The 25,106-nt window shown below is 71.6% G+C and carries 18 protein-coding genes; 11 read left to right on the forward strand and 7 right to left on the reverse strand.

Annotated elements, in window-relative coordinates; all coding sequences use genetic code 11:
- Positions 1–340: 340 nt before the first annotated feature.
- The gene (locus ACWEPL_RS30305; RefSeq protein WP_363971003.1) at positions 341–727 is read right to left on the reverse strand and encodes a hypothetical protein; all 387 of its coding nucleotides are present in this window, start codon (positions 725–727) and stop codon (positions 341–343) included.
- 885 nt (positions 728–1,612) lie between these two features.
- On the opposite strand from ACWEPL_RS30305, the gene ACWEPL_RS30310 reads away from it, so the two are divergent.
- The 9 genes from ACWEPL_RS30310 (at position 1,613) to ACWEPL_RS30350 (ending at position 11,531) form a co-directional block, all read left to right on the forward strand.
- Positions 1,613–2,518 (forward strand): alpha/beta fold hydrolase, encoded by a 906-nt coding sequence (locus ACWEPL_RS30310; RefSeq protein WP_350725430.1) that lies wholly within the window; start codon positions 1,613–1,615, stop codon positions 2,516–2,518.
- A gap of 43 nt (positions 2,519–2,561) precedes the next feature.
- Positions 2,562–3,743 (forward strand): adenylyltransferase/sulfurtransferase MoeZ, encoded by a 1,182-nt coding sequence (moeZ, locus tag ACWEPL_RS30315; RefSeq protein WP_350725428.1) that lies wholly within the window; start codon positions 2,562–2,564, stop codon positions 3,741–3,743.
- 45 nt (positions 3,744–3,788) lie between these two features.
- Positions 3,789–4,505, forward strand: coding sequence for a hypothetical protein (locus ACWEPL_RS30320; RefSeq protein WP_350725426.1), 717 nt, complete (start codon positions 3,789–3,791; stop codon positions 4,503–4,505).
- Entirely contained in the window at positions 4,499–5,734 is a 1,236-nt protein-coding gene (locus ACWEPL_RS30325) for a S8 family serine peptidase (RefSeq protein WP_452438159.1), read from the forward strand. The genes ACWEPL_RS30320 and ACWEPL_RS30325 overlap by 7 nt, the downstream gene beginning before the upstream one ends.
- Positions 5,735–5,941: 207 nt before the next feature.
- Positions 5,942–6,742, forward strand: a complete 801-nt coding sequence (locus tag ACWEPL_RS30330) for a hypothetical protein (RefSeq protein ID WP_363971009.1) — start codon at positions 5,942–5,944, stop codon at positions 6,740–6,742.
- Positions 6,736–7,890 (forward strand): S8 family serine peptidase, encoded by a 1,155-nt coding sequence (locus tag ACWEPL_RS30335; RefSeq protein ID WP_452438160.1) that lies wholly within the window; start codon positions 6,736–6,738, stop codon positions 7,888–7,890. Before ACWEPL_RS30330 ends, ACWEPL_RS30335 begins: the two co-directional genes overlap by 7 nt.
- A 22-nt stretch (positions 7,891–7,912) precedes the next feature.
- A complete protein-coding gene (locus ACWEPL_RS30340; RefSeq protein ID WP_350725418.1) occupies positions 7,913–8,272 on the forward strand; it encodes a hypothetical protein in 360 nt (119 codons plus the stop codon).
- On the forward strand, positions 8,260–8,574 hold the full coding sequence (locus tag ACWEPL_RS30345; RefSeq protein WP_363971014.1) for an MGMT family protein: 315 nt from the start codon (positions 8,260–8,262) through the stop codon (positions 8,572–8,574). The genes ACWEPL_RS30340 and ACWEPL_RS30345 overlap by 13 nt, the downstream gene beginning before the upstream one ends.
- A 209-nt stretch (positions 8,575–8,783) precedes the next feature.
- Positions 8,784–11,531, forward strand: coding sequence for a CDP-glycerol glycerophosphotransferase family protein (locus ACWEPL_RS30350; RefSeq protein WP_452438161.1), 2,748 nt, complete (start codon positions 8,784–8,786; stop codon positions 11,529–11,531).
- A 374-nt stretch (positions 11,532–11,905) separates the two neighbouring features.
- Here the strand turns inward: ACWEPL_RS30350 and ACWEPL_RS30355 are convergent, their stop codons facing one another.
- Both ACWEPL_RS30355 and ACWEPL_RS30360 read right to left on the reverse strand, forming a co-directional pair.
- The gene (locus tag ACWEPL_RS30355; protein ID WP_452438162.1) at positions 11,906–12,523 is read right to left on the reverse strand and encodes an NUDIX domain-containing protein; all 618 of its coding nucleotides are present in this window, start codon (positions 12,521–12,523) and stop codon (positions 11,906–11,908) included.
- Positions 12,524–12,599: 76 nt separating this feature from the next.
- Positions 12,600–13,256, reverse strand: a complete 657-nt coding sequence (locus ACWEPL_RS30360; RefSeq protein ID WP_452438163.1) for a class I SAM-dependent methyltransferase — start codon at positions 13,254–13,256, stop codon at positions 12,600–12,602.
- A 242-nt stretch (positions 13,257–13,498) separates the two neighbouring features.
- On the opposite strand from ACWEPL_RS30360, the gene ACWEPL_RS30365 reads away from it, so the two are divergent.
- Both ACWEPL_RS30365 and ACWEPL_RS30370 read left to right on the forward strand, forming a co-directional pair.
- Positions 13,499–16,606: an ATP-dependent helicase gene (locus ACWEPL_RS30365; protein WP_452438164.1), complete on the forward strand. Its 3,108-nt coding sequence runs from the start codon at positions 13,499–13,501 to the stop codon at positions 16,604–16,606.
- The gene (locus ACWEPL_RS30370) at positions 16,600–19,887 is read left to right on the forward strand and encodes an ATP-dependent helicase (protein WP_452438165.1); all 3,288 of its coding nucleotides are present in this window, start codon (positions 16,600–16,602) and stop codon (positions 19,885–19,887) included. The genes ACWEPL_RS30365 and ACWEPL_RS30370 overlap by 7 nt, the downstream gene beginning before the upstream one ends.
- Here ACWEPL_RS30370 and ACWEPL_RS30375 read toward each other — a convergent pair.
- Genes ACWEPL_RS30375 through ACWEPL_RS30390 form a run of 4 tightly spaced genes read right to left on the reverse strand, consistent with a single transcriptional unit; the run spans position 19,847 to position 25,079 of the window.
- Positions 19,847–20,917 carry a type III PLP-dependent enzyme gene (locus ACWEPL_RS30375; RefSeq protein ID WP_452438166.1) on the reverse strand — a complete coding sequence of 357 codons (1,071 nt, stop codon included), beginning with the start codon at positions 20,915–20,917 and terminating at the stop codon, positions 19,847–19,849. The genes ACWEPL_RS30370 and ACWEPL_RS30375 overlap by 41 nt on opposite strands.
- Entirely contained in the window at positions 20,914–22,458 is a 1,545-nt protein-coding gene (locus tag ACWEPL_RS30380) for an IucA/IucC family protein (RefSeq protein ID WP_452438167.1), read from the reverse strand. The genes ACWEPL_RS30375 and ACWEPL_RS30380 overlap by 4 nt, the downstream gene beginning before the upstream one ends.
- Entirely contained in the window at positions 22,459–23,943 is a 1,485-nt protein-coding gene (locus tag ACWEPL_RS30385; RefSeq protein WP_452438168.1) for an IucA/IucC family protein, read from the reverse strand. It abuts the gene before it with no gap.
- Entirely contained in the window at positions 23,940–25,079 is a 1,140-nt protein-coding gene (locus ACWEPL_RS30390) for a siderophore biosynthesis protein (protein ID WP_452438169.1), read from the reverse strand. The genes ACWEPL_RS30385 and ACWEPL_RS30390 overlap by 4 nt, the downstream gene beginning before the upstream one ends.
- Between the last annotated feature and the right edge of the window lie 27 nt (positions 25,080–25,106).

Here is a 25,106-nt window from a genome sequence, read left to right on the forward strand (position 1 = left end):
ACAGATCCGGCCGCATCGGGGAAACGCTACGGACGATTCCTAGGGAATCTCCCGCACGCTGCATATTTCCGGACAAATCACCAGCAAACCGGAACTGCCTTGATTTGGTGGACCACAGACTCCCTCATGGCCGAAACAAAAGATTCCACCCCACTTAGCCCCGTCTCCTGCCGTACTGGTATAAGTCCGCCGGCCACTGCAGCCTCGCCGTGCAACGCAGTGAGGGCTCCCCCGGCCAAAGGCCGGGAGAGCCCTCACTAAACCCCCCGCGGAAGACGAGAAGATTGGACCTACCCGAAGGTGCGGACGTTCATCCTCCCGCCATTAACACACGGCTTTGTTACCAGGTACGCCGGCGGCGCTCCGGCCTGTTGTCGTTGACGTTGTCGTTGCGGATGACGACGCAGACCTCGCCGCCGCGGCGGTGGCGACCCCACCAGCCGCCGCCCCAGCCGCCGCCCCAGCCGCCGTGGTGACGGCGGCACTGCCGGCGGTGACGGTCACGGTCGCGACGGTCGATGACGATGTTGCGGCCGAGGTCGTCATCGAGAAGGCCGTCGTCGATGCCCTCGTCGAAGTCGTCGTCGATGCCGGTGAGGATGGATGAGGTGTTGAGCTTGATGGCGTCGGCGCTGACCGCAGTGGTGGCCGCGCCCGCGCTGACCATGCCGCCGGTCAGCGCCGTGCTGACGGCGAGGCCTGCGATAACACTCTTGAGCTTGGGCATTGCGTTTTCCCCCTAAAGGATCGATTGCCCCGTTCTCGACGTTTCCGGGTACCTGAAAACAGGTCTTGGACGGCTGCTGAAGAGTCATCCATTGAATGTCATTTCCGGGGCGACGGGCGGGCAAACTGGAGAGACCCTATTTTGCTATGCATTAACAATCTTATTGCTCGCATTAAAGATCTATCCAATGAAATGGCATGATATGTCCGATTGTGGCGCAATTGATAGGGCGGCCACGCATGGCAATGCTCGCGCGCCGGCCTGGCCTGTCGTCATCGGCCGTGCCGGTTCTGCGAGTGGTGATTTGCCTGCCTGCGGTGCCGCCCCCGGACCGATGAAAGTCCGCGAACATATCGATGGCCATTACGCCGGACGCTTCGCCTACGCCCGGCGTCATTATTCGGAGGACGCCATTGTGCGCCCTCCGAAAATGTCTCCCGCTTTTTGCGGCACCCGGCGGTGGTGCGTTCGAGGCTGGTCTGTCCCGCCATTAACGGTGCGTTCCTCAACCGTCACGCTAAGTGCTGCTGGTTGTCATGCTTTCCGACCTTGGTGCGCCATAAACGATGAACGGTGCCTTTTGCCACACTCTTGGCATGCGATGAGATCGATTAGACCTCTAAGCCGCGATATATGGCGATATGTCCGAACGCGGCGATGATCGCCACCGATCCGCCCGCCGGCCCGGATCCGGGTGCCGCGCCGGGCCCCGAGACGCCACCACCCTCGCTGGGGGTCGCATCAGCGGGGTGTTTGAGGCATGTGTGACGGTGTGTACCTGATGCCGGAAAAGGTGATGTAAGCGGGCTTCTGTACCGAATCCAGACCCCACCCAGGCGGGGTGGTTATCGTTGAGAGAACGAGAAGGAACGGCGGGGAGGACGCATGATGGCGAAGCCGGTCCCGGACTGGCCGGGTCGCATGATCGGCTCGGTGCACGTCCGATCGACGAGTGACCACCGGGGACAACGTGAGCAGGCCGTCTTCGTGCACGGACTGGCCGGGTCGGCCACCAACTGGACCGACCTCATGGACGAGCTCAAGGACACGGTCACCGGCCACGCCCTCGACCTCCCGGGCGCGGGCTTCTCGCCCGCCCCGGCCGACGGCGACTACACCGTCGCCGGCCACGCCAGGGCCGTGGCCGAGCTGATGGAGCACACGGGCCCGGCCCACCTGTTCGGCAACTCGCTCGGGGGCGCCGTCGCCGTCCGGGTGGCCGCCACCCGCCCCGACCTGGTCCGCTCGCTCACCCTCGTCTCCCCGGCCCTGCCCGACCTGCTCCCCAGGTACGGCCCCGTCCGGGTGGCCGCCGCCGCGGTGCCCGTACTGGGCGAATGGGTGGCGAGCAGGCTCCGCCTGGTGCCCGCCGAGCATCGTGTCAACGCCTCCGTGGCCATGGTCTGGGCCAACACCGACTCCGTCCATCCCGTACGCCTGCGCGACGCGATCGACGAGCTCCGCAGGCGCGACGACCTCCCCTACTCCGGCGAGGCCATGATCGGGTCGGCCAGGGGCATCGTGGCCGAATACTTCCGCCGCGGCGAGGACAACCTGTGGCGCCAGGCGGCCAACGTCAAGGCCCCGACCCTGATCGTGCACGGCAGGCATGACCGGCTGGTCCGGCCCGCCATGGCCGCGAAGGCATACCGTACGTTCCCGCAGGTCCGGCTTGTCTTGCTGCCGACGGCGGGTCACGTGGCGATGATGGAGATGCCGCAGGTCGTGGCGGCGGAAGCACGCCGTCTGATCCGTGAGACTCGATTGGGGAATGCCCCACTCGCCAGCTAGGTTTCAAGGTGAGATAGGACCCCCTGGAACGGGAGCGTAGAAAGTGTCGTTGCCACCGCTGGTCGAGCCGGCCGCAGAGCTGACCGTCGACGAAGTGCGCCGCTACTCGCGCCACCTGATCATCCCCGATGTGGGTATGGCGGGGCAGAAGCGGCTGAAGAACGCCAAGGTGCTGTGTGTGGGCGCCGGGGGCCTGGGCTCGCCCGCGCTGATGTACCTCGCGGCGGCGGGCGTCGGCACCCTCGGCATCATCGACTTCGACGTGGTCGATGAGTCCAACCTGCAGCGCCAGATCATCCACGGCCAGTCCGACGTGGGCAGGCTGAAGGCCGAGAGCGCCGCGGCGTCCGTCCGCGAGATCAACCCCCTGGTCGACGTCGTCATCCACAACACGGCGCTGACCACGGAAAACGTCATGGAGATCTTCTCCGGCTACGACCTCATCGTCGACGGCACCGACAACTTCGCCACGCGCTACATGGTGAACGACGCCGCGGTGCTGCTCGGCAAGCCGTACGTCTGGGGCTCGATCTACCGGTTCGACGGCCAGGCCAGCGTGTTCTGGGCCGAGCACGGGCCCTGCTACCGCTGCCTCTACCCGGAGCCCCCGCCTCCCGGCATGGTGCCGTCGTGCGCCGAGGGCGGCGTGCTCGGCGTGCTGTGCGCGTCGATCGGCTCCATCCAGGTCAACGAGGCCATCAAGCTGCTGACGGGCATCGGCGACCCGCTGGTCGGGCGGCTGATGATCTACGACGCCCTGGAGATGAAGTACCGCGACGTCAAGGTCCGCAAGGACCCCGAGTGCGTCCTGTGCGGCAAGAACCCGACGGTCACGCAGCTCCTCGACGACTACGAGGCCTTCTGCGGCGCCATCTCGGACGAGGCCGCCGAGGCCGCCAGCGGCTCCACGATCACCGCGGCGGAGCTCAAGGGCATGCAGGACCGCGGCGAGAGCATCTTCCTCGTCGACGTCCGCGAGCCCAACGAGTACGAGATCGTCTCGATCCCCGGTGCCACGCTGATCCCCAAGGGTGAGTTCCTCAACGGCTCCGCCCTGGAGAAGCTGCCGCAGGACAAGCGCATCGTGCTCCACTGCAAGTCCGGCGCGCGCTCGGCCGAGGCCCTGGCCATCGTCAAGAACGCCGGGTTCTCCGACGCCGTGCACGTCGGCGGCGGCGTTCTGAGCTGGGTCAAGACCGTGGACCCGAGCCTGCCCTCCTACTGATGGTTTCCGGAGTGTTATCCGGAAGGCCCGGTTAAGGTCGGTGGCGTGAACACTGCCCGTCCGTGGCCGACGCTCGTGGTGGCCTCCGCGCTGACCCTGGTCTGCGCGGTGGCCGCCGGGGTGTCGGGCAGCGCGGCGGGCACGGAGCTCACCCGGGGCCCCAGCGCCGCCGAGCTCCAGGCGGCGGCCAGACGCGAGGTCGCCGAGCGCTGGCGCACCTGGCCCAGCGGACGTATCTTCCCCGCCACATTGCCGTACTCCGCCGAGCAGGGCGGCCGGGAACGTGCCAGCCGGATCGGCATCTCGCCCGGGACCGCCTGCGACCCGGTCGACCCCAAGGCGGTCAAGGCCCTGCGCAAGGCGGGCTGCAAGGGCCTGCTGCGGGCCACCTACATCGACGCGCTGCGCGGCGTGCTCGTCACGATCGGCGTGGTCGCGCTGCGTGACGAGCCGGACGCCGTACGCGCGAAAGCCGCCTTCTCCGACAGCGGCAAACCCGTGCCGGGCCTGTATCCGCTGGCCTTCAGCGGCACGGTCGCCGACCGCTTCACCCCCGGCGTGCGCCAGGCCGGCTCGGTACGGCAGGCGGGGCCGTACCTGGTGCTGACCACGGCGGGCCAGGTGGACGGCCGGCCCGCGGACGCGGCGGACGAGCAGCGGCCCTCGATCTTCGCCTTCGCGACCGAGATCTCCGAGCGGGTGCTGACCGACCTGAGCACGCCGCGGATGCCCGACTGCACGGCCGAGGAGTGGCGGTGCTGAGCCGGGGCAGTACGGGGGTCATGCTCAGGCGGGGAACGGCGGCCGTGGCGGCCGGGATGCTGTTGTACGCCGCCGCGCCGGCGTGGGCGGACGACGTACGCGGCGGGCAGCGGCCGGTCATCAAGACGCTGGCGCTGACCGAGGCGTGGCGCACCAGCAAGGGCGGCGGCGTGACGGTGGCGGTGCTCGACTCCGGCGTCGATCTGCACCATCGCGACCTGGCCGGCTCGGTGCGGGTGGGCAAGGACTTCACCGACGGCGCGAACCCGCCGGGGGTCGCCCCGAGCCGCCTGCACGGCACGTACATGGCCTCTCTGATCGCCGGGCACGGCCACGGCGATGGGGGAAATCTGGGGATCATCGGCGTTGCGCCCGAAGCGGACGTACTGTCAGTAAGGGTCATCCTTGAGGACGAGGAGCCGGGTTTCCGGGAGTTCAACTCGGCGGAGCGCTTCGAGGACGTGGTGGCCCAAGGCATTCGCTACGCGGTGGACGAGGGTGCGGACGTGATCAACATGTCGATCTCCAAAGAGCTGGCGACCAGGGAGGAGCGGGCGGCCATCCGCTACGCCATCTCCAAGGGCGTCGTGCTCGTGGCCGCCGCCGGCAACGACGGCGACCGGAAGATCGACGGCGACTTCGCCCCCTACTCCTATCCGGCCGCGTTCCCCGGGGTGGTCTCGGTGGGAGCGACGGACCGGCGGCTGCGGCGGGCCACGTTCTCCAACTGGAACTCCTCCGTGCTGGTGGCCGCCCCGGGCGTGGACATCATGGGCGCGGGCCCGGGCGACGAGTACTGGGTCGGCAGGGGCACCTCGCAGGCGACCGCGCTGGTCTCGGGCATAGCCGCCCTCATCAAAGCCAAATATCCGGGCATGTCGCCGCCGCTCGTGGCCCGCGCCCTGACGGCCAGCGCCACCGACAGGCCCCCGGGCGGGTACGACACCGGCACCGGCTTCGGCGTCGTGAACGCGGCCAGAGCCCTGTCCGAGGCCCGCAAGCTGGCCGGCTACACCGAGGCCGCCGCGGGCGACCAGGCCCACGACCCGGCCGCGCCGCTGGCCGGCGGCCGGACGGCCCCCGTCCAGGTCATCGTCAGGGACGAGAGGCGCGTCACCGTCTACGCGGCCGTCGCCGCCGCGGCGGCCGTCGGCGCGTTCGCTTCCCTGGGTGTCATATTCATCCTGGTCAGGCGAGTACGTCGGGTGTACAGCTCACAAGACGCATGATCCGCCTACTAAGGGGGACGAAATAGACACGGGACGCCAACGGCTCCCCAGCCCGCCCCACGCAGGGAGGCAACGGGCAGGGAGGACGGCGAGGATGAGGCGGTGGTGAGGGCTCGTAGGTCGACTTCAGGGCTACCGCGTTCCGAGGGCGGGGCCACGCCGGAACGGAGGAATCCGCTCGGTGCCACCACCGGCCGGCGGTCGCGTGTGCGTACGTGGCCGGCCGCGGGTTCACGCACGCGTGCGGCCGCCAGGGACCGCGTCGAGAGGGAGACGCTCCAGCAGGGCGTCCGGTATCGGCGCATCTTCGTGATGCTGCTGAGCGTCATCGTGGTCGTGTCGTCCGTGGTCGTGCTGCTCGGCACGGTCGGCCTGTTCGCCGAGACCCGCTCGCGCCCCCTGACCCCCTCCGAGCAGAACCAGTACAAACAGGAGGAGATCGCCAGGCGCTGGCAGGCGTGGCCGGCGACGGGCGTCTTCCCGGAAGAGGTCAAGTACCTCGGGCTCGACCGGGCCCAGCAGTACGCCAGGCGCGTCGGCATCGCCCCCGAGACCGAGTGCGGCAAGGGCGTGGACGCCTCCGTGGCCGGGGTCCTGGAGAACCACGGCTGCGTCACGATGCTGCGGGCCACGTACGTCGACCAGACGGCCTCGTTCGTGATCACGGTCGGGGTGGCCGTGCTGAAGGACGAGGCGTCCAGGGTCTCGGCGAGCGAGGAGCTCACCCAGGACGACCGCGTGGGCGTGCTGCCCGTCGCCTTCCCCGGCACGGTGACCGAACGCTTCGGCCCCGACCAGCGCCAGCGCACCGGCTGGGTGGGCGCCGGGCCGTACATCGTGTTCTCCACGGCCGGCTACGCCGACGGCCGGACCAGGGCCGCGATCCCGCCGGAGGAGATCCTGCACTCCGAGCTGTGGCCGGCCGCGAAGTCCGTCGGCAACCAGATCGCCTACTTCCTCGCGGACCCGCCCAAGGTGCCGCCCTGCACCCAGGGGAACGTGTGCTAGCGACCGTACGCGCGCTCACCGCGGCCCTCCTCGTACTGGTCGGACCCACCGCCGACCCCGTGCGGGAGCAGCAGCAGTGGGTGCTCGACGCCCTCAACGTCGAACAGGCCTGGACCGTCACCAAGGGCGAGGGCGTCACCGTCGCCGTCGTGGACAGCGGCGTGGACGACCAGGTCAAGGAGCTGAAGGGCCGGGTGACCGCGGGCCCCGACATGACCGCGGGCGCGGTGGTCAAGGAGGCGGCGCCGGGCCGGCACGGCACCGCCATGGCCGGGCTGATCGCGGCCTCGGGGCAGGACGACGGGCTGGTCGGCGTCGCCCCCGAGTCGCGCATCCTGTCGCTGCCCATGGTCACCGACGACAACCCCGAGCTGGGCGTCCCGCCGCTGGACGATGAGGAGCAGACCTCGGAGAGCCCCCTCGCGCGGGCCCTGCGGTACGCGGCCAACCACGGCGCCAAGGTCATCAGCATGTCCATCGGCTCCTACGGCCCGGTCAGGTCCGAGCGCGAGGCCGTCTCGTACGCGCTCGGCAAGGGCGTCGTCCTGGTCGCCGCCGTGGGCAACGACGGCCTGACCAACTACGCCAGGGAGAACGGCACCTCCTACTGGAGCTTCCCGGCCGGCTATCCGGGGGTCATCGGCGTGGCGGCCACCGACAAGCAGGGCAAACGGGCCACGTTCAGCAGCGACAACCTCTCCGTGCTGGTCGCCGCGCCCGGCGTGGGCGTGCCGGTGGTCAAGCGCAAGAGCGGCTACGAGCTCTCCGAGGGCACCAGCTCGGCCGCCGCGCTCGTGGCGGGCGTGGCCGCGCTCGTCAAGTCGCGCTATCCGGACCTGCCGCCCGAGCAGGTCGCCCAGGCGCTGGCCTCCAGCGCGCGGGGCCGGCCCGCCCCGGGATACGACGACCAGACCGGGTTCGGGGTGGTCGACGCGGCCGCGGCGCTCAACGCCGCCGAGCGGCTGACCAGAGAGCAGCGCAGCGTCATGTCAGGTCAGGACCACTTCGGGCAGGGCGAGGACTCACCCGTGCCGACCAGGCCGGGGCCCGATCCGCTGCGGCTGTGGTTGTACGGGGGAGGCGTGCTGGTCGCGCTGGTCATGTTCTGTGGCGCGATCATCGTGCTCAATCAGCGCAAGGAACAGTAAAGATCCGCTATGGTCCCGCGTCATGGGATACGAGCTGCGGGTGGTGCGCGAGTCGCCACTCGCCTTCGCGGAGCTCGCGAGGGCCATCGCACCGGCCGGTTTCGGGCTGCGCGGAGATGATGAGATCGTGGCCGCGCACAGGGGCGGCACGCACGCGGTGGCGCGCTGGCAGGGCCACCTGGTCGGCGAGCCCGGCTCCGACTGGCAGGTCGCGCAACTCGTCCGGCTCTCGGCCGCGCTCGGCGCCCGGCTTGTGGGCGAGGACGGCGAGGTCTACGCGCTGCGCGACGGCGTCATCGAGGTCGTGACGGGCGGCAGCGCGATGGAGATCGGCAAGTTCGAAGAGATCATCGAAGCGGGCCCGGCGGCATGGACCCCCTGAACCCCTTCGCCGAGCGGGTGCTCGACCTCGTCGAGCGCATCCCGCCCGGCAAGGTCATGGCCTACGGCGACATCGCCGAATACCTCGGCGAGGGCGGCCCCCGCCAGGTCGGCAAGGTGATGTCGACGTGGGGCGGCGGCGTGCCGTGGTGGCGCGTCGTCCACGCCGACGGCACCTGCGCGGCCCCTGACCACCTGCAACGCTGCCTGGCCCATTGGCGCGAGGAAGGCACCCCGTTACGGGGCGAACGGGTGAGCATGAGAGAAGCTCGCTGGGACGGGCCTTCAGCGGATTTTCAGTAAGGGTCATGACCTGCCGTTTCGCCGAACCGGCGAATTTGTGACATGTGACTCGCATTACCATGGGCAGAACACTGAATGGCGGCCCGAAAGGCGGTGCCACCCCAATGGCCACCGGCGTCACAGCCCAGAGCCAGGGCGGCGATTCGCTCGCCGACCGCCTCAAGGCTGTCCAGGATCTTTGTGATCGTGGAGAGCCCCTCGAAGCGGTCATGCGAGCCGTCGGCCCCGGCGGTCGCGACGCGGCGTACGACACCGAGGTGCTGAGCGGCCCACTCGGGTCCCGCATGGACCTCGCGGTCAAGCGCGGCGCGGCACGGCGGCGCGAGATGCTCGACCTCGTCCGGCCCTACCTCGCGGCCGTGGACGCGCGCGTCAAGCACGACCTGCCGGTCGCGCGGCGTGTCATATGTCACCTGATCGAGCACCGGCCCGACGAGGAACTCGTCGAGGGCGAGACGCTCACCAAGGTCGTGACGGCCGCCGCCGAACCGTCCAAGCGCATCCGCAAGGGCCTGCGCTGGTACGCGGACCTGCCCTTCCGCGACGAGCTCTCACCCGACCTCTACCGGCTGCGGCGCGCCGACATGGTGCCGGTGACCCACATCGACGACATCGTCTGGGTCGACGGCAAGCTGCGCGTCACCGGGTTCGCGTACCTGGCGGGGCTCTCCGTCCGCAGCCGCAGGTTCAACTGGGCGACCGTGGTGCTGCGCGGGCCGCGCTGGCTGCCGCCCATCCGCATGCGCACGCGGCGCGTGCTCGCGCCCGAGGCCACCCATGGCGCGCGCGAGCCCGGCTGCAACTACGACTGGTCCGGGTTCAGCGCCGAGTTGAGCCCGTGGCCGCTGCGCTGGCGCGGCGCCGTACGCGATGTGGTGTCCGCCGTGCGGCGGCGGATGCGGCACCGCCCGTCCGTGCCCGACACGACCACCTGGCGGGCCGAGATCGTGTTCTGGAGCCGGGGCGCGCGGGCCACGGGCCTGCTGCGCGGCTCCTCGGTCGGCCGTCCCGAGCGTCCTACCGGGCTCAAGCTGAAGCCGGGCCTGTGGATCCGGCCGGTGTGGACGTCCGACCGGGCGCTGCAGATCGTGCTCCAGCCCAACCGGGCCGAGCTGAAGGGCGTGTCCGTCGAGGGCGAGCGCCTGGAGCTGAAGATCTCCCTGCCCGGCCGCACGGTGACCAAGGGCCACGCCCGCCTGGGCGGGCACCGCATCGCCGCCGACTTCACCCCGGCCGGCGACGGCACGGAGGTCACGGTGGGGCTGGCCGTGCCCACCCTGCTGCAGGAGAAGGACGGGCGGCGGCTCTGGGTCGAGCCCAAGGGCGACCCGGCGGCCTCCGTCATGCTCGCCGACCTCGTGGAGACCCGCACGCCCGTGGGCGACCGCGAGATCACCGTGCTCGGCGACCGCCGTGACCGCGTGGTCGTCTCCGCCCACCGCATCCGGCCGGTGATCACCTCGGCCGTCTGGGAGGGCTCCGCGCTCCTGCTGCGCGGCCACTATCCCGACGCCCCCGGCCCCCGCACGCTGACGCTGCGGCACCGCTCCGGGCTGTCCTATCTGCTTCCTATGGAGCGCTCCGGCGAGGAGTTCTCCGTACGCGTCGAGCCCTCGGCCATGGACCGCTTCGGCGAGCCCGTGCCGCTCGCCTCCGGCACCTGGAACATGTCGATCCGGCACCCGTCGGGCGAGATCGTGCCGCTGCGCATGGACCACGCGGCCCTGCCGGGGCTCGACGAGGAGCCGCGCACGCTCGACGGGCACACGTACCGGATGATCTCCACCCGGTTCGACGTGCCGGTCGTGACGGTCGAGGAGGCCCGGCCCGCCGACGAGCGGGGTGTGGCCGGCACCCACGTGCTGCGCCGCGTGTTCTACCCGGCCCAGCGCACCGAGCCGCTGAACGACGCGACCGTCTACGTCGTCAACGACGGCCGCCTCTACGCCGACAGCGTCCGCGCCATCTACGAGGAGCGGCTGCGGCGGGGCGACGACCGCGAGCACATCTGGGTCGTCAAGGACGGCGCCTTCGTGCCGCCCGGCGGCGCGACCGTGATCCGCGCGGGCAGCCGCGAGCACCACGCCGCGCTGGCCAGATCCCGCCACATCGTGACCAACTCGTTCCTGCCGGTGTGGTTCAGGGCCCGCGAGGACCAGGTCGTGCTGCAGACCTGGCACGGCACCCCGGCCAAGCACATCGGCAACGACCAGTCCCACATGGCGCGCGACCCGAGGCCGCCGATCTGGCACCGCCAGGCGGCGGAGGTGCGCGGCTGGGACCTGCTGCTGTCGCAGTCGCCGTGGGCCACGCCGGTGCTGCGCAAGGCGTTCGGCTACAAGGGCGAGATCCTGGAGAGCGGGCTGCCGCGCAACGACGTCCTCAACTCGCCCGACCGCGAGGCGCTGGCCGCCGCCGTGCGCGAGCGGCTGGGGCTCGTGGAGGGCAAGCGGGTGATCCTGTACGCGCCCACGTGGCGGGACTACGACCGCAAGAACGCCATGGTCAAGCTCGACCTCGCCAAGGCGCGCGAGGCCCTCGGGGCCGATCACGAGATCCTGGTGCGGGCGCATCCGATGCAGGCGGTGCCGGCCGTCCCGGACATCGCCCACGACGTCACCACTTATCCCGATATTGCCGACTTGCTGTTGGTGGCGGATGTGCTGGTGACGGACTACTCGTCGGTCATGTTCGACTTCGTGTGCACCGGCCGGCCGATCGTGTTCTACGGCTACGACCTGGCCAAATACTCGACCAAGCGAGGGCTCTATCTGGACCTGGGCGAGCAGGCGCCGGGGCCGGTGCTGTCGACGTCGGCCGACGTGATCGAGGCCCTGCGCGACATCGACTCCGTGTCGGCGGCCCACGCCGACCGCTACGAAGCCTTCCGCGCCACCTTCGCCCCCCGCGACGACGGCAAGGCCACGGCGCGCGTCGTCGATCATCTCTTCTCGTAGTCGCCGCTCCACGGGCGGGCCGCTTCCCCGCCCGTGGGGGCTTTCATCCTTTACGGCTGCGCACGGCGGGCCGCGCGCCCGTCAAGGCCTTCGTTCTTTACGGCTGCGCACGGTGGGCCGCACGCCCCGACGTCAGTGGCCGTCCGTCATGGCCGGTCGTGAAGGCTCACGGGCTGCTCGCCGTGACGACGCACATCCTTGACCGGCTCCGTGGTCAAGGACGCGCCACTCCCCGCCCCCACTCACCCGCCGCCCCGCACCACCCGCCCGGGGCCGACCCCGTCAGCGCCCGTTCGCCGTACGACGTCCAGCGCCTTCAACGCGAGCTCTCCGTACGGCGCCTCGCCCCGTCCTGGCCGTCCTGAGCGGTGGCGTTAGAAGAGGTTTGGGAGGTCGGGGAGGAGGAAGCGGCGGTTGGGGTCGTAGTCGGAGGTGAGGTCTTCGGTGCGGTGGAATCCGCCGTTCGGGAGGTTCTCCACCAGGAGGTAGAGAAGGGATGACATGGTGGTGCCGCAGACGATCTCGCCGCTCTCGATGAGCTTGCGGAGGCGCGAGGCGTGCACCCACTCCACCCGCTCCGCCTCGCACGGGTCCGACGGCGGGCCGATGCGGGTGGCCGAGTCGGCGCGGTAGATGTGGTGCAGGCTGTCGGTGAAGCCGTTGGTCGGCTGGATCGACAGCAGCGGGCGCAGGGGGCCGGGACGCCAGCCCGTCTCCTCCTCGACCTCGCGCGCGGCCGCCGCCTGAGGCATCTCGCCCTCGTCCACCTGGCCCAGCGGGATCTCCCAGCCCCACGTGTCGGTGATGAAGCGATGCCGCCAGATCAGCAGCACCCGGTCCTGGTCGTCGGTGACGACCGCCCCCGCGCCGGGTGCGATGCGTACGAGCCGGTGGTCGAGGCGGCGCCCGTCGGGCAGCTCCACATCCGCCACCCGGATGTCCAGCCACGGGTCCGCGTACAGCGACCTCTCGGAGTGGACCTGCCACCGCATGCGATCAACCTCCACACCGAGGCGAAATGTTGACCCTACGTTACAAGCCGGAACGCTCCGTGGGCGAGGTTGCCGATCACTTCCGCAGTTCGATGTCGAGCGCCAGGGGCGACGTGTGGATGTCGTACGTACGGAAGCGCGTCCGCGCGATGAAGTCCTCGAACTCCGGCTTGGTGTACGCCCGCCGAGGCAGGAAGGACCGCAGGGCGAACTTCGTGAAGACCCTGGACAGGCCGCTGATCCCCATCCGGGCCACGTCGGCGTCCACGGCCTCCTTGGACACGTCCCTGCGCAGATCGATGACGAGGGCGTGGCCGCCGGGCCGCAGCACCCGGTGCATCTCGTGGAGCGACCCGACGGGGTCGGAGAAGTTCTTGAACGCGGCGCAGCAGACGACGAAGTCGAAGCTCCCGTCCTCGAACGGCATCGCGGAGGCGTTCCCGCGGCGGAAGTCCACCCGGACCCCGGCCTCGGCGGCCTTCGCGCGGGCGATCTCGACGAACGTCTGGCTGATGTCGAGCCCCGTGACCGTGTAGTCGCCGGTCCCGGCCAGGGCGATCGACAGGTTGCCGGGCCCGGGGGCCACCTCTAACACCTCGCTGCCCGGCTCGGCCAGCTCGCGCACCCGTTCGACCTGGTCGGAGAACCGGTCGGGTGACCTGTCGTTGCTCGCGGCGTACCAGCGGGCGATCGCGCCCTCCATGCCGACGCCCTTGTATCCCTTGTCAGTCATAGAAACACGATATGTCGCGTCTAGGAGAAGTCAAGATATATCGCGGCAACGCCGTCGGCGAACATGAGGGCGGCGTGTCGCGCGAGAAAGTGGAGATTCGCCCCGATACGGTAGGCGGATCGCGTGGGGAGACCGGGCAAGTCGGCACGATCTGTCCCTGTGGTCTGGTGGAATCTAGTGCTGTGAGTGGTCAGACCTGGCGGTTGGTGCGACGCGGCAACAGTGGACCTGTTGCGCCCCCTGTGCTCGATGAGCACCAGCGTGCCGTGGTCGCCCACCGGAGCGGCCCGCTGCTCGTCCTCGCAGGTCCGGGCACCGGCAAGACCACCACGATAGTCGAGAGCATCGTCGACAGGATCGAGCGCCGCGGCGTCGACCCCGAGCGCGTGCTCATCCTCACCTTCAGTCGCAAGGCCGCCGAGGAGCTGCGCCAGCGGGTCACCGCCCGCCTGCGCCGCACCACCCGCACGCCGCTGGCCCTCACCTTCCACTCCTACGCGTACGCGCTCCTGCGCCGCGAGGCCGTGCTCGAGGGCAAGGCCCCGCCGCGCCTGCTGACCGGCCCCGAGCAGCTCCTGGAGATCCGGCGGCTGCTCCACGGCGAGCTGGAGAGCGGCGCGCTCGACTGGCCGGTGTCGCTGCGCGAGCCGCTCAAGACGCGGGGTTTCGCCGAGGAGCTGCGCGACTTCCTGTCCAGGGCCAACGAGCGCGGGCTCGACCCCGAGCGGCTGATCGCCCTCGGCAGGCTGCACGGCAGGGGCGACTGGGCGGCGGCGGGCAGGTTCGCCGAGCGCTACCAGGACAGGTTCGACCTCGACCCGGAGGAGACCTACGACTACGCCGAGCTGATCGGGGCCGCCTCGGCGTTACTGGCCCGGCCGGAGGTGCGCGAGCGGGAGCGGGCGGCGCACGACGTGGTGTTCGTGGACGAATACCAGGACACCGACCCGGCACAGGAGTTCCTGCTGGCCCAGCTCGCCGGCGACGGGGCCGACCTGGTCGCCGTCGGTGACCCCGACCAGTCGATCTACGGCTTCAGGGGCGCCGACGTGCAGGGCATCATGAAGTTCCCCGAGCGGTTCAAGACCAGGGACGGCCGCGAGGCGCCGGTGCTGGCGCTGCGGGTGTGCCGCAGGAGCGGGGCCGACCTGCTGGAGGCCTCCCGCCGAGTTGCGGCCCGGCTTCCGGTGGCGCCCATGCCCGACCACGCGTACGGGCACGAGCACGACCACCGCGACCTGGCGCCGCTGCCCGACGCGGACGCCGGCGACGCGCGGGTGCTGCTGGCCGACAGCACCAGCCAGGAGGCGGCGATCGTGGCCGACACCCTGCGGCGCGCGCACCTGATCGACGGGGTGCCGTGGCACCGGATGGCGGTGCTGGTCCGCTCGGCCAAGCGCCAGGTGCCGCTGCTGCGCCGGGCGCTGGTCAACGCGGGCGTGCCGACGATGATCGCGGGCGACGAGGTGCCGATCGCGCAGGAGCCCGGCGTGCGGCCGCTGCTCACCATGCTCCGCGTGGCCATGGACCCCGCCCAGCTCGACGAGGGCGTGGCCGAGGAGCTGCTGACGGGGCCGCTCGGCGGCACGGACATGATCGGCGTACGCCGCCTCCGCCGCGCACTCAAGATCGCCGAGAACGAGGCGGAGGGCACGCGCTCGTCCGGCGAGCTGCTGGTCGCGGCCGTGCAGGACGTCAGGGAGCTCATCCGCGTCGAAGATCACGTCGCCGTCCCCGCCGAGCGCGTGGCCAAGCTCCTTGCCGCCGCCCGCGAGGCCGCGCAGGAGGAGGGGACGGCGGAGGACCTCCTGTGGGCCGTGTGGCACGCCAGCGGCCTGGCCGGGCGCTGGACCGAGCAGAGCCTGCAGGGCGGCCCCAGGGGCGCGCAGGCCGACCGCGACCTCGACGCCGTGGTGGCCCTGTTCGACCACGCGGCCCGGTTCGTGGACCGGATGCCCAAGGCGGGCCCCGAGGTGTTCATCGACGATCTGGCCGCCCAGGAGATCCCCGGCGACACGCTGGCCGACCGGGCCCCCGACGGCGACGCCGTACGCGTGCTGACCGCCCACCGCTCCAAGGGCCTCGAATGGGACGTCGTGGTCGTCGCGGGCGTGCAGGAGGGCGTCTGGCCGGACCTGCGGCTGCGCGGGTCGCTGCTCGGCGTGGAAGACCTCGTCGAGGTGGTCGAGGGCACCAAGCCCAACGCCGCCTCGCTGGTCTCCAAGCTGCTGGCCGAGGAGCGCAGGCTGTTCTACGTGGCCGCCACCAGGGCCAGGCGCAGGCTGGTGGTGACCGCGGTGGGCGGTGAGGACACCGACGAGCGCCCGTCCAGGTTCCTGTCGGAGCTGATGCCGGGAGCGGTGGAGTCGGCCACGGTGGACGACCGGGCCCGCTGGCTGAACATGTCCGCCCTGGTGGCCGACCTGCGCAGCGCGGTGACCGACCCCACCAAGCCCAGGAAGATGCGGCAGAAGGCGGCCAGGCAGCTCGCGCGCCTCGCCGCCGCGGGCGTCCAGGGGGCCCACCCCAACGACTGGTACGCCCTCACGCCCATCTCCGACGACCGCCCGCTGAGCTGGCCCGACGACGTCGTCAGCATCTCGCCCTCGGCGGTCGAGAGCTTCACCAAGTGCGGCCTGCGCTGGCTGCTGGAGACGGCCGTCGGCGCCGCGGGCACCAGCACCGCCCAGGGCCTGGGCAACATCATCCACGCACTGGCCGTCCTGGCGGCCACCGACCTGCCCAGCGAGGACCTCCTGGGCGACCGCCTCAACCAGGTCTGGAACGACCTCGACTTCGGTGGCGTCTGGTACAACCGCAAGCAGCGCCAGGTCGCCGAGCAGATGATCGGCAAGTTCCTGCGCTGGCACAAGGAAAATCCGCGCGAGCTGGTGGCCCTGGAGGAGGCGTTCACGGCGATGGTCACCGAGGGCGTCCAGATCAAGGGCCGCGTCGACCGGGTCGAGCGCGACTCCGACAACCGCGCCGTGATCATCGACCTCAAGACCGGCGGCTCCAAGCCCAAGGCCGGCGACCTCGACCGCCACCCCCAGCTCGGCGTCTACCAGCTCGCCGCGCTGCTCGGGGCCTTCGCGCGCCACGGCATGACCGAGCCGGGCGGCGCCGCGCTCGTCCAGGTCGGCAAGGCGGCGGGCAAGAACGACGCGCTGGAGCAGGCGCAGCCCCCGCTGGCCGACGACAAGGACCCGGGCTGGGCCAAGGACCTGGTCGACACGGTGGCGACCGGCATGTCGGGCCCGTTCTTCCAGGCCAAGGTCAACGACGGCTGCCGCACGTGCGCGGCCAGGGCGAGCTGCCCGGTCAACGACAACGGGGGCCAGGTGTGCTGACCCCCGCCGAACTCGCCGGCAAGCTCGGCATCCTGCCCCCCACCCGTGAGCAGGCCACGGTCATCGAGTCCCCGCTGGAGCCCATGGTCGTCATGGCCGGCGCGGGCTCGGGCAAGAGCGAGACCATGGCCGGTCGCGTGGTCTGGCTGGTCGCCAACGGCCTGGTCAAACCGGAAAACGTGCTGGGCCTGACCTTCACCCGCAAGGCCGCCGCCGAGCTGGCCAACCGGGTCAGGGAGCGGCTGAACGGCCTGGCCGAGGCGGGCCTCGTGGAGCCGGGCGCGCTCGACAACGAGCCGACCGTGTCCACCTACCACGCCTACGCCGCCCGCCTGGTCACCGACCACGCCCTGCGCGAAGGGCTGGAGCCCACCATGCGCCTGGTCACGCCCGCGGTGTCGTGGCAGCTCGCGTCGCGGGTGGTGGCGATGTACGACGGGCCGATGGACCGGATCGAGCTGGGCCCGCCGTCGGTCACCGCCGCGGTGCTGGAGCTGGCCGGCGAGCTGTCGGAGCACCTGCGCTCGGCCGGCGACGTGCGGCGGATGGGGGAGTGGCTGCAGGGCAGGCTCGACCTCCTGCCCGGCAGGACGACCGTGGCCCAGCGCAAGCCGCTCGGCGTCCAGTCCGCCAGGGAGCAGCTGCTGCCGATGGTGGAGGCGTACGAACGGCTCAAGCGCGGCCGGGAGGTCATCGACTACGGCGACCAGATGTCGCTGGCCGCCAGGATCGCCGCCAACCACAAGGAGGTCGGCGAGATCGAGCGCGGCCGCTACTCCGTGGTCCTGCTCGACGAATACCAGGACACCAGCCACGCCCAGCTCGTCCTGCTGCGCTCCCTTTACGGCGGCGGCCACCCGGTCACCGCCGTGGGCGACCCCTGCCAGTCCATCTACGGCTGGCGCGGCGCCTCCGCGGGCAACCTCCGCCGCTTCCCCCAGGACTTCCGCGACAGCTCCGGCGACCCCGCCGAGGTCCGCCAGCTCAGCGTCAGCTTCCGCAACGGCGACCGGGTGCTCGACGTCGCCGCCCGCGTCCAGCTCCCGCTGCGCATGGAGGCCCGCGAGGTGCCGGTCCTGGTCCCCGGCCCCAACCGGGTCGACCGCGGCCGGGTCACCTGCGCCTTCCACGAGACGGCCGAGGACGAGGCGAAGTGGGTCGCCGACGGCATCGCCAGGATCCTCGGCGCGGAGACGGCGCCCGACGGCCTGCCCTGGGGCGAGAAGGAGCGCAAGAAGACGCTCGCCGTGCAGCCCCAGGACGTCGCGATCCTGGCGCGCAAGCGCTCGCAGTTCCCCGCGCTGCGCAGGGCGCTGGAGGAGCGCGACATCCCGGTCGAGGTGGTCGGTCTCGGCGGCCTGCTGACCGTGCCCGAGGTGACCGACATCGTGGCCACCCTGCGCGTCCTGTACGACGCGACGGCCGGCGACGCGCTGGCCAGGTTGCTGGCCGGGCCACGCTGGCGGATCGGGCCCGCCGACCTGCGCGTGCTGGGCGAGCACGCCAGGCTGCTGGCCCGCGAGCTGAGCGAGAGCGGCCGGGAGGAGGATCCGCTCGACCAGGTGGTGGCCGACCTCGCCGAGGAGCGCGGCAGCCTGGTGGACGCGCTGGACGAGCTGCCCGACCGGGAGGAGTGGCTGGAGGCGTTCTCGCCGCTGGCCCGCACCAGGCTGGTGGCGCTCGCCCAGGAGCTGCGCCGGCTCAGGGCGCACACCGCGCAGCCGCTCCCCGATCTGATCAGCGAGGTCGAGCGCACGATCGGCCTCGATGTCGAGGTGGCCGCGCGCAGCGGCACGACGAGCACGTTCGCGGCGCGGGCCGACCTCGACGCGTTCCTCGACGCCGCGTCCAGGTTCGCGGGCGACGCGGAAGACCCGACGCTGGGCGCCTTCCTGGCCTACCTCCAGGCGGCGGAGAGCGAGGAGTTCGGGCTGGAGGCGGGCCGGGTCGGCGACAGCAACAGCGTCAAGCTCATGACCGTGCACGCCTCCAAGGGTTTGGAGTGGCCGATCGTGGTCGTGCCGGGCCTGTCGCAGCTCGTCAGCTCGAAGGGGACGATCGCGACGGGCAGCATCTTCCCCGCCACGCCGGTCATGAACAGCCGCTGGACCGAAAACCCGCGCAAGCTCCCCTACCCGCTCCGCGGCGACGCCGCCGACCTGCCGAGGCTGAGCGGGCTGAGCAAGGAGGAGCTCGGCGCGTTCGACGAGCACTGCCGCGAGCGCGACCTGATGGAGGAGCGCAGGCTGGCGTACGTGGCCGTGACCCGCGCCCATTACCACCTGATCGCCTCCGGCTACCGCTGGGGGAGCGCCACCAAGCCGCTGGAGCCGTCCGACTTCCTGCTGGAGATCCGCGACACCGCCGACCGCGTCTCGGTCTGGGCCGGCGACCTGGCCGACGGCGCCACCAACCCGCTGCTCGCCGAGCCCGCCGAGGCGATCTGGCCGGTCACGCCCGAGGGCCTGCGCTACGAGTCCGTGCTCGACGGCGCTCGCCTGGTCGAGGACGCCCTGGCCGGGGCGCTCGCCGACGACGAGGAGGACGACGAGCAGCTGCGGGCGTTCGAGGAGGAGCGGCTGCGGGCCTGGGAGCGCGACACCGACCTGCTGCTGCGCGAGCGGGAGCTGCACCGGCGCCGGCCCGCCACGATCGTCGAGCTGCCGGTCAAGCTGACCGTGTCGTCGCTGGTCACGCTGGCCGGCGACCCGCGCGAGCTGGCCCGCAGGATCCGCCGCCCCGTCCCGGTCAAGCCCGCGCCGCTGGCGCGCCGGGGCACGTCGTTCCACAAGTGGCTGGAGACGCGGTGGGACCAGCAGCGGCTGATCGACGATCTGGAGCTGTACGACGAGGAGCTCGAAGAGGCGGATGTGCGCCTCGCCGAGCTGCAGGAGCGGTTCGAGCAGAGCGAGTGGGCCGATCGGCGGCCGGTCGATCTGGAGGTGCCGTTCGAGACCATGATCGCCGACCGGCTCGTGCGCGGGCGGATGGACGCGGTCTTCGAGCTGCCCGACGGCGGCTACGAGGTCGTCGACTGGAAGACCGGCGAGCCGCCCAGGGGGAAGAAGGCCACCCGGGTGGCGGCGGTGCAGCTCGCGGCGTACCGGCTGGCCTGGTCGCACCTGGCGGGGGTGCCGCTGGAGAAGGTGCGGGCGGCCTTCCACTTCGTACGCGCCAACCGCACCGTGCGCCCGGTCGACCTGCTCGACGCCGACGGCCTGGTCGCGCTCATCGAGGGGGTCAGGCTCGTAGATGGTGGAAAGCCGGCTTCGGATGCATGAGGAAGTCGTGGTGGGAGATGTTCCAGGCGTAGGCGCCGGCCATCTCGAAGACCACGGTGTCCCCGACGCGAGCCGAGGTCACGATTTTTCGGGAAAAAACGTCCTTTGGGGTGCATAGCTGGCCGACGAACGTGATCGGCTCGTCCGCCAGGCCCGGCCCCTTGCCCGTGGGCAGGATCGTGAACGGCTGGTCGTGGCCCTTGGTCGCCGGCGTCCGCAAGTGGTGGGTGCCGCCCAGCAGGATCGCGTACGACTCGCCGCGCACCCGCTTCACGTCCACGACCCTGGTCACGTAGGAGCCGCAGTACGCCGTCAGCGCCCGGCCGGGCTCGATCCGCAGGCGTTTCCCGCCCCGGACGGCCGCCAGGCCCGCCCCGTACGCCGCCCAGTCGAACCTGGACTCCGGCGCCGCGTACGACACCGCCATGCCGCCGCCCAGGTTGACCTCCTCGTGCTCGTTGTCCAGCAGGGCCTTGGCGAGGGTCAGGAGCTGAGGGGCGTCCAGGCCGCTGGCCAGGTGGGTGTGCAGGCCGCGCAGGCGTACCCGCTCGGTGAACAGCGGCAGGCACTCCGCCACGCCCTGCTCGTCCATGCCGAACGGCCCGCTCATCGTGAGCGCGGCGCCCTCGACCGGCAGGTCGGGGTTGAGCCTGAGCAGCACGTCGGCCTCCAGGCCGGTGGCGAGGAGGCGGCGCAGCTCGTTCGGGGACTCGACGTGGATGCGGTGGTGCGGCAGGCGCAGCTCGGCGTCGGTCTTGCCGGGACCCCCGAGCGCGACCGGCTTGCCCGGGAACAGCGTCGTGACGTGCGCGTGCTCGCCCGCCGACGACGCCTCGAACCCGTCCACGTGCCCGGCCAGCACGCGCAGCAGCTCGGCGTCCGGATTGGCCTTGACGGCGTAGTAGAGCTCGACCCCGCCGAGCGCCCGCCGTACGGAGGCGGCGTGCTCGTCCAGCGCGGGCAGGTCGTACAGGTAGGCGGGGGCCTCACCGAGGCGCAGCGCGGCGTCCTGGACGCGGTCGGTGATCATGCGAGCGGGTTCGCGATCGGGACGTAACCGGCGGCGCGGTCGGCCGCCCGCGCCCAGCGGACGCCCAGGTTCGCCTTGGCGGGCAGCGGCGCGCCGGCCAGCAGGTTCGACAGGGGCAGCGGCCGGCCGAGCTCGTCCGCCTGGCCGGCGAGCAGGTCGCGGGCGATCCGCCACAGCTCGCGCAGCAGCCCGTCGTCCGCTCCCGCGACAGTGGCGGCGATCTCGGTGAGGTGGTTGACGAGCAGGCAGTACACCACGCGGGCCCAGCCGCGCTCGGCGTCGTAGGTGAGGGCCGCGGCCACCTCGGGGTGCAGGCCGGCGAGGTCGTGGCGGCCGGCGACGAGCTTGGTGCCCTCCAGGTCACGGAAGACGGCCTCCGCGGGGAGCCCGTCCGCGTCCAGGCCGACCAGGACGTTCTGCAGGTGGGGCTCCAGAACGACGCCGTACGCGAAATACAGCTCCAGGACGGGCAGCGCGACCGCCGCCACGTACGCCCGCCACCAGGCGAGCGGGTCCTTGACCGGCGCGCCGAGGGCGAGCGCGGCGGCCAGCACCGGGGTCACGCCGGGGGAGCAGGCGGTCCAGGGGCTCTGCCGGACGATCACGCCCAGGCCCTCGTGGAGCCGGGTGCCGAGGGCCGCCGAGCGGTAGCCGGGCTCGGGGAGCCAGCGGGTGGCGGGGTGCCTGTTGGCGACCTCCTTGAGGATCGGGCCCAGGCGGGAGGTGAGCTCCACGGCGCCGGCCAGCTCGTACCAGGCGTTCTTGCGCACGCAGTTCGTGATCCGCACGTCCAGGGAGAACTTCAGGCACGCCTCCGCGCCGGGCGCGTACACGGTCCGTACGGACGACGTCGGCAGGACCACCGGCCCCTGCCCCAGGTCGATCAGCTCGGCCCCGAACGCGGGCCTCAGCAGCTCCACCTGCCACGGATGCGCCGGAAGCAGGCGGTAGCCGCGCGGCGCCTCGCCCATCGTGTCGAGCACCGACGCGTCGCCGCCCTCGGCCAGCACGTCCTCGCGCACGCCGAGCAGCCGGACGGGGAACTCGGCGTGTGCCTCGGGCGCGTAGCGCAACCAGCCGTCCCCGCCGCGCGCCTTGGGGCTGGGGTGGAAGGGATGGCCGAACACCAGCGACTGCTCCGAGGCCAGCCACGGATCGGCGGGCGGGACGGCGTCCTCCCGCGCGCGCAGGATCATGGCCACCGCCTCGCGGCTGGCCGTCACCTGCTCGGCGAACTCGCCGTTCGCCCCGTGGAGGTCGGACTCGACCATCCGTACCAGCTCGCCGGTCGTCAGCGGCTGCCAGGCGCCCTCCTCAAGGCGCTCAGGCCGGCCGTCGAAGCGCAGCGCCGCGCCGCCGTGGGTGCGGACCCGCAGCAGCGTGCCCGCCACCCGCAGCAGCAGGTACGGCGGCGCGGGCCAGACCAGACCGCGCGGCCCGGCCACCTCCCGCACGCAGCAGCGCAGCAGGGCCGCCAGCGTCGCCTCCTCGGCTGTTTCCTCAGCCGGCGCAGAGGGCGCGTCGAGGGCCGGAGCGTGCATTCAAGCTCTCCTCAGGTAGTTGGGCCCGCTGGTGCCGTAGAACTTGTTGACGTCGCGGGCGCCGGAGCGTTCCTTCGCGACGAGCGTCCCAGCGGTGATCATGGACTTGCCGGTGAGCCTGGCCGCGTCCAGGGTCCTGGCGCGCAGGATCCTGGCCATGGGGTCCTCGCCGTACTCGTGGAGGGCCTCGGCCAGCGTGCCGCGCAGCAGTGCCGCGGCCTCGGCGTGCGGCATCGCCCCGAACGCCACGGCCGCGGCGGCCAGATGCAGCGTGATGGTCACGAACACGTCGGCCAGCGCGTGCGGATCGTCGTTCAGCATCCGCTCGTCGGCGAACGCGGGCACCTCGATCCCGGCCGCCCGCAGCCTCGCGGGTGAGGCCAGCAGCCCGTCGTTGTCCTTGACGAGCAGCCGCGTCCGGTCGCCTTGGAAGACGAGGGCGAGGTTCTGCTGGTGGGCTTCGAGGGCGACGCCGTAGCGCACGAAGAGCCGTACGTTCCAGCGCAGCAGCAGCCGCAGGTAGGCGGGGACGACGTCGCCCACCTCGTCGAGCACCCCGGGCGCGCCCAGCGCGGCCACCGGCACGATCTTCCCCTCGGGCAGCCGCCTGACCATCCAGGCCAGGTACTCGTGCCCGGCGTGCGCGTGGACCTGCTCGTCGGCCAGCACCACGTCCGGGCCGGCCAGCTCGCGGAGCAGCAGCTCGGCCTTCGCCCCGTCGCCGAGCGTGCCCGGCTTGATCGACCGTCTGTTCCGGGCGCCCAGGGTGCTGATGGGGAGGGGCAGCTTGAGATGGGTACGGGGGTCGATCTCGACGGTCCGCATGGACAGGGTGGGCCGCACGGTCAACCGCGCCTCGTCGAGCAGCCGTACCCCGTCGATCTTCCGCACCTCGCCGGCCGTCAGCGGGTGGACGGGGAACAGCACCTCGTCCGGCCCCACCTCCCACCCGCCCGCGTCGGCGGGGAAACGCTCGGCGGAGCCCGGCGCGAGCGCCCGGCGGGGCACGGCAGCCCACCGCAGCTCGAACGAGGGCGCGAACTCCGGCGCGTACGCCAGCAGCTCCTCCTCCGACAGCCCCACCCGCGCCCGGGACGTCGGATAGACGGGATGGTCCACGAAGGCGGCCAGCGCCTCATAGGACGGCCCCCGCGCGAGCACCTCCCCGGCATGCGAGTCGTGCAGCTCCAGAGCGGTCAGGGCCGCCAGGCACTCCTCGAAGAAGGCCGCGACCCCCTCCGAGTCCGCCGGGTCCGCCACCTCGACCAGCGTCTCCAGCACCTGCTCCAGCCCGAGCCGCTCCTCCGAGGTCACCACGAAGTCCTGGAACAGCGCGCCGGGCTCCAGTCGCACCCACCGGCCGTCCGCCAGAAGCAGCCCCGCGCCGTCCTTGGTCCGGCTGATCCGGGAGGACAGCCCGCCGTAGTCCTCGCGCAGCAACGCGTTCAGGACCCGGGCGGCCAGATAGGCCTCCCGATCGCTCATTCGACCACCCACGGACGCGCGGCCCGGTAGGCCTCGACGGCCGCGTCCACGGCGGCCCGGGAGGGCCCGACGGCACGTACGACGCCCAGATAGTCCCGGTTCGTGTGCGTGAGCGAGATGACGTCCCCGACGGCCCGCAGCGGCCGGTGCCACAGCCGGACGTCCCCTTCGACGAAGGTCTCGGCACCGGGGGCGTCCTTGACGGTCCCGGCCCGGTCGGCGACGAGGCTGACCGCACTCCCGTACGACGAAATTTCCGGAATGTCGGGCACAGCCTCCCCGAGATGCACCCGCAGGATCCACTCGAACAGCGGCACCCCGAGCACATCACCGAGCAGGAAGTCGCAATGGTCGCCGATCACCCGGTAGTTCACCTCGACGATGCGGGGCCCTCGCGGAGTGACCACGTACTCGGTGTGGCACGCCCCGAACCCGACCCCCAGCGCCCGCAGCGCCGCCAGCACGTGCTCGTGCGTCCCGTCCCGCGGCGCCCAGTCGAGCCGTTCCTCGATGAAGTACGGCAGCGCCCCCAGCGTCGTCTCGAACCCGCCGAGCACCCGCGTCCCGGACGCGTCCCCCAGCGTCTCCAGCGTCCGCAGCGGCCCTTCCAGGTACTCCTCGACGACCAGCGTCTCGCCCGGCCGCCGCTTCCTGACCAGGGCCACCGCGCCGGCCAGGTCGCGTTCGACGAGCATGACGTCCTCGCTGGCCACGCCCTCACGCGGTTTCAGCACGACCGGGTAGGGGAGGCGCTCGGGCACCGGATCGCCGGGGGCGAGCCGGATCGACCACACCTGCTCGACCCCGGCCTCGAGGAGCCTGCGACGCGTCAGGAACTTGTTCTTGGCGGCCACGCAGGCCCGCCAGTCCTTCCCGGGCAGCCCGAAGTAGGCCGCCGCGAGCGCCGTCTCCGCCTGCAGGTGGTCGGAGTTGGTGAAGATCGCGTCCGGCCTGCCGAGGCTCTCGACGGCGTCGATGAGGGCCCGCGGGTCGCGCACGTCGCACGCCACCGCGTACGGATGCAGCTCCGGCCGATCCGTCAGGACCGTGACCTCCAGCCCCAGCGCCTCGGCCGCGGGCAGGAAGCCGTCCGTCACGGAATCGGTTGTTTTGAGCGCGGTCAGGTAGAGCCGCAACGCGAAGGCACCCCCGAAGGATCAGGT

This window comes from Nonomuraea sp. NPDC004186, from assembly GCF_053603495.1.

Excerpts from the sequence above, each read along its gene's own strand:
- ACWEPL_RS30305 (WP_363971003.1), bottom strand. The coding sequence starts at position 727 with ATGCCCAAGCTCAAGAGTGTTATCGCAGGCCTCGCCGTCAGCACGGCG.
- ACWEPL_RS30310 (WP_350725430.1), top strand. The coding sequence starts at position 1,613 with ATGATGGCGAAGCCGGTCCCGGACTGGCCGGGTCGCATGATCGGCTCG.
- ACWEPL_RS30340 (WP_350725418.1), top strand. The coding sequence starts at position 7,913 with ATGGGATACGAGCTGCGGGTGGTGCGCGAGTCGCCACTCGCCTTCGCG.
- ACWEPL_RS30345 (WP_363971014.1), top strand. The coding sequence starts at position 8,260 with ATGGACCCCCTGAACCCCTTCGCCGAGCGGGTGCTCGACCTCGTCGAG.
- ACWEPL_RS30350 (WP_452438161.1), top strand. The coding sequence starts at position 8,784 with ATGCGAGCCGTCGGCCCCGGCGGTCGCGACGCGGCGTACGACACCGAG.
- ACWEPL_RS30355 (WP_452438162.1), bottom strand. The coding sequence starts at position 12,523 with ATGCGGTGGCAGGTCCACTCCGAGAGGTCGCTGTACGCGGACCCGTGG.
- ACWEPL_RS30360 (WP_452438163.1), bottom strand. The coding sequence starts at position 13,256 with ATGACTGACAAGGGATACAAGGGCGTCGGCATGGAGGGCGCGATCGCC.
- ACWEPL_RS30375 (WP_452438166.1), bottom strand. The coding sequence starts at position 20,917 with ATGATCACCGACCGCGTCCAGGACGCCGCGCTGCGCCTCGGTGAGGCC.
- ACWEPL_RS30380 (WP_452438167.1), bottom strand. The coding sequence starts at position 22,458 with ATGCACGCTCCGGCCCTCGACGCGCCCTCTGCGCCGGCTGAGGAAACA.
- ACWEPL_RS30385 (WP_452438168.1), bottom strand. The coding sequence starts at position 23,943 with ATGAGCGATCGGGAGGCCTATCTGGCCGCCCGGGTCCTGAACGCGTTG.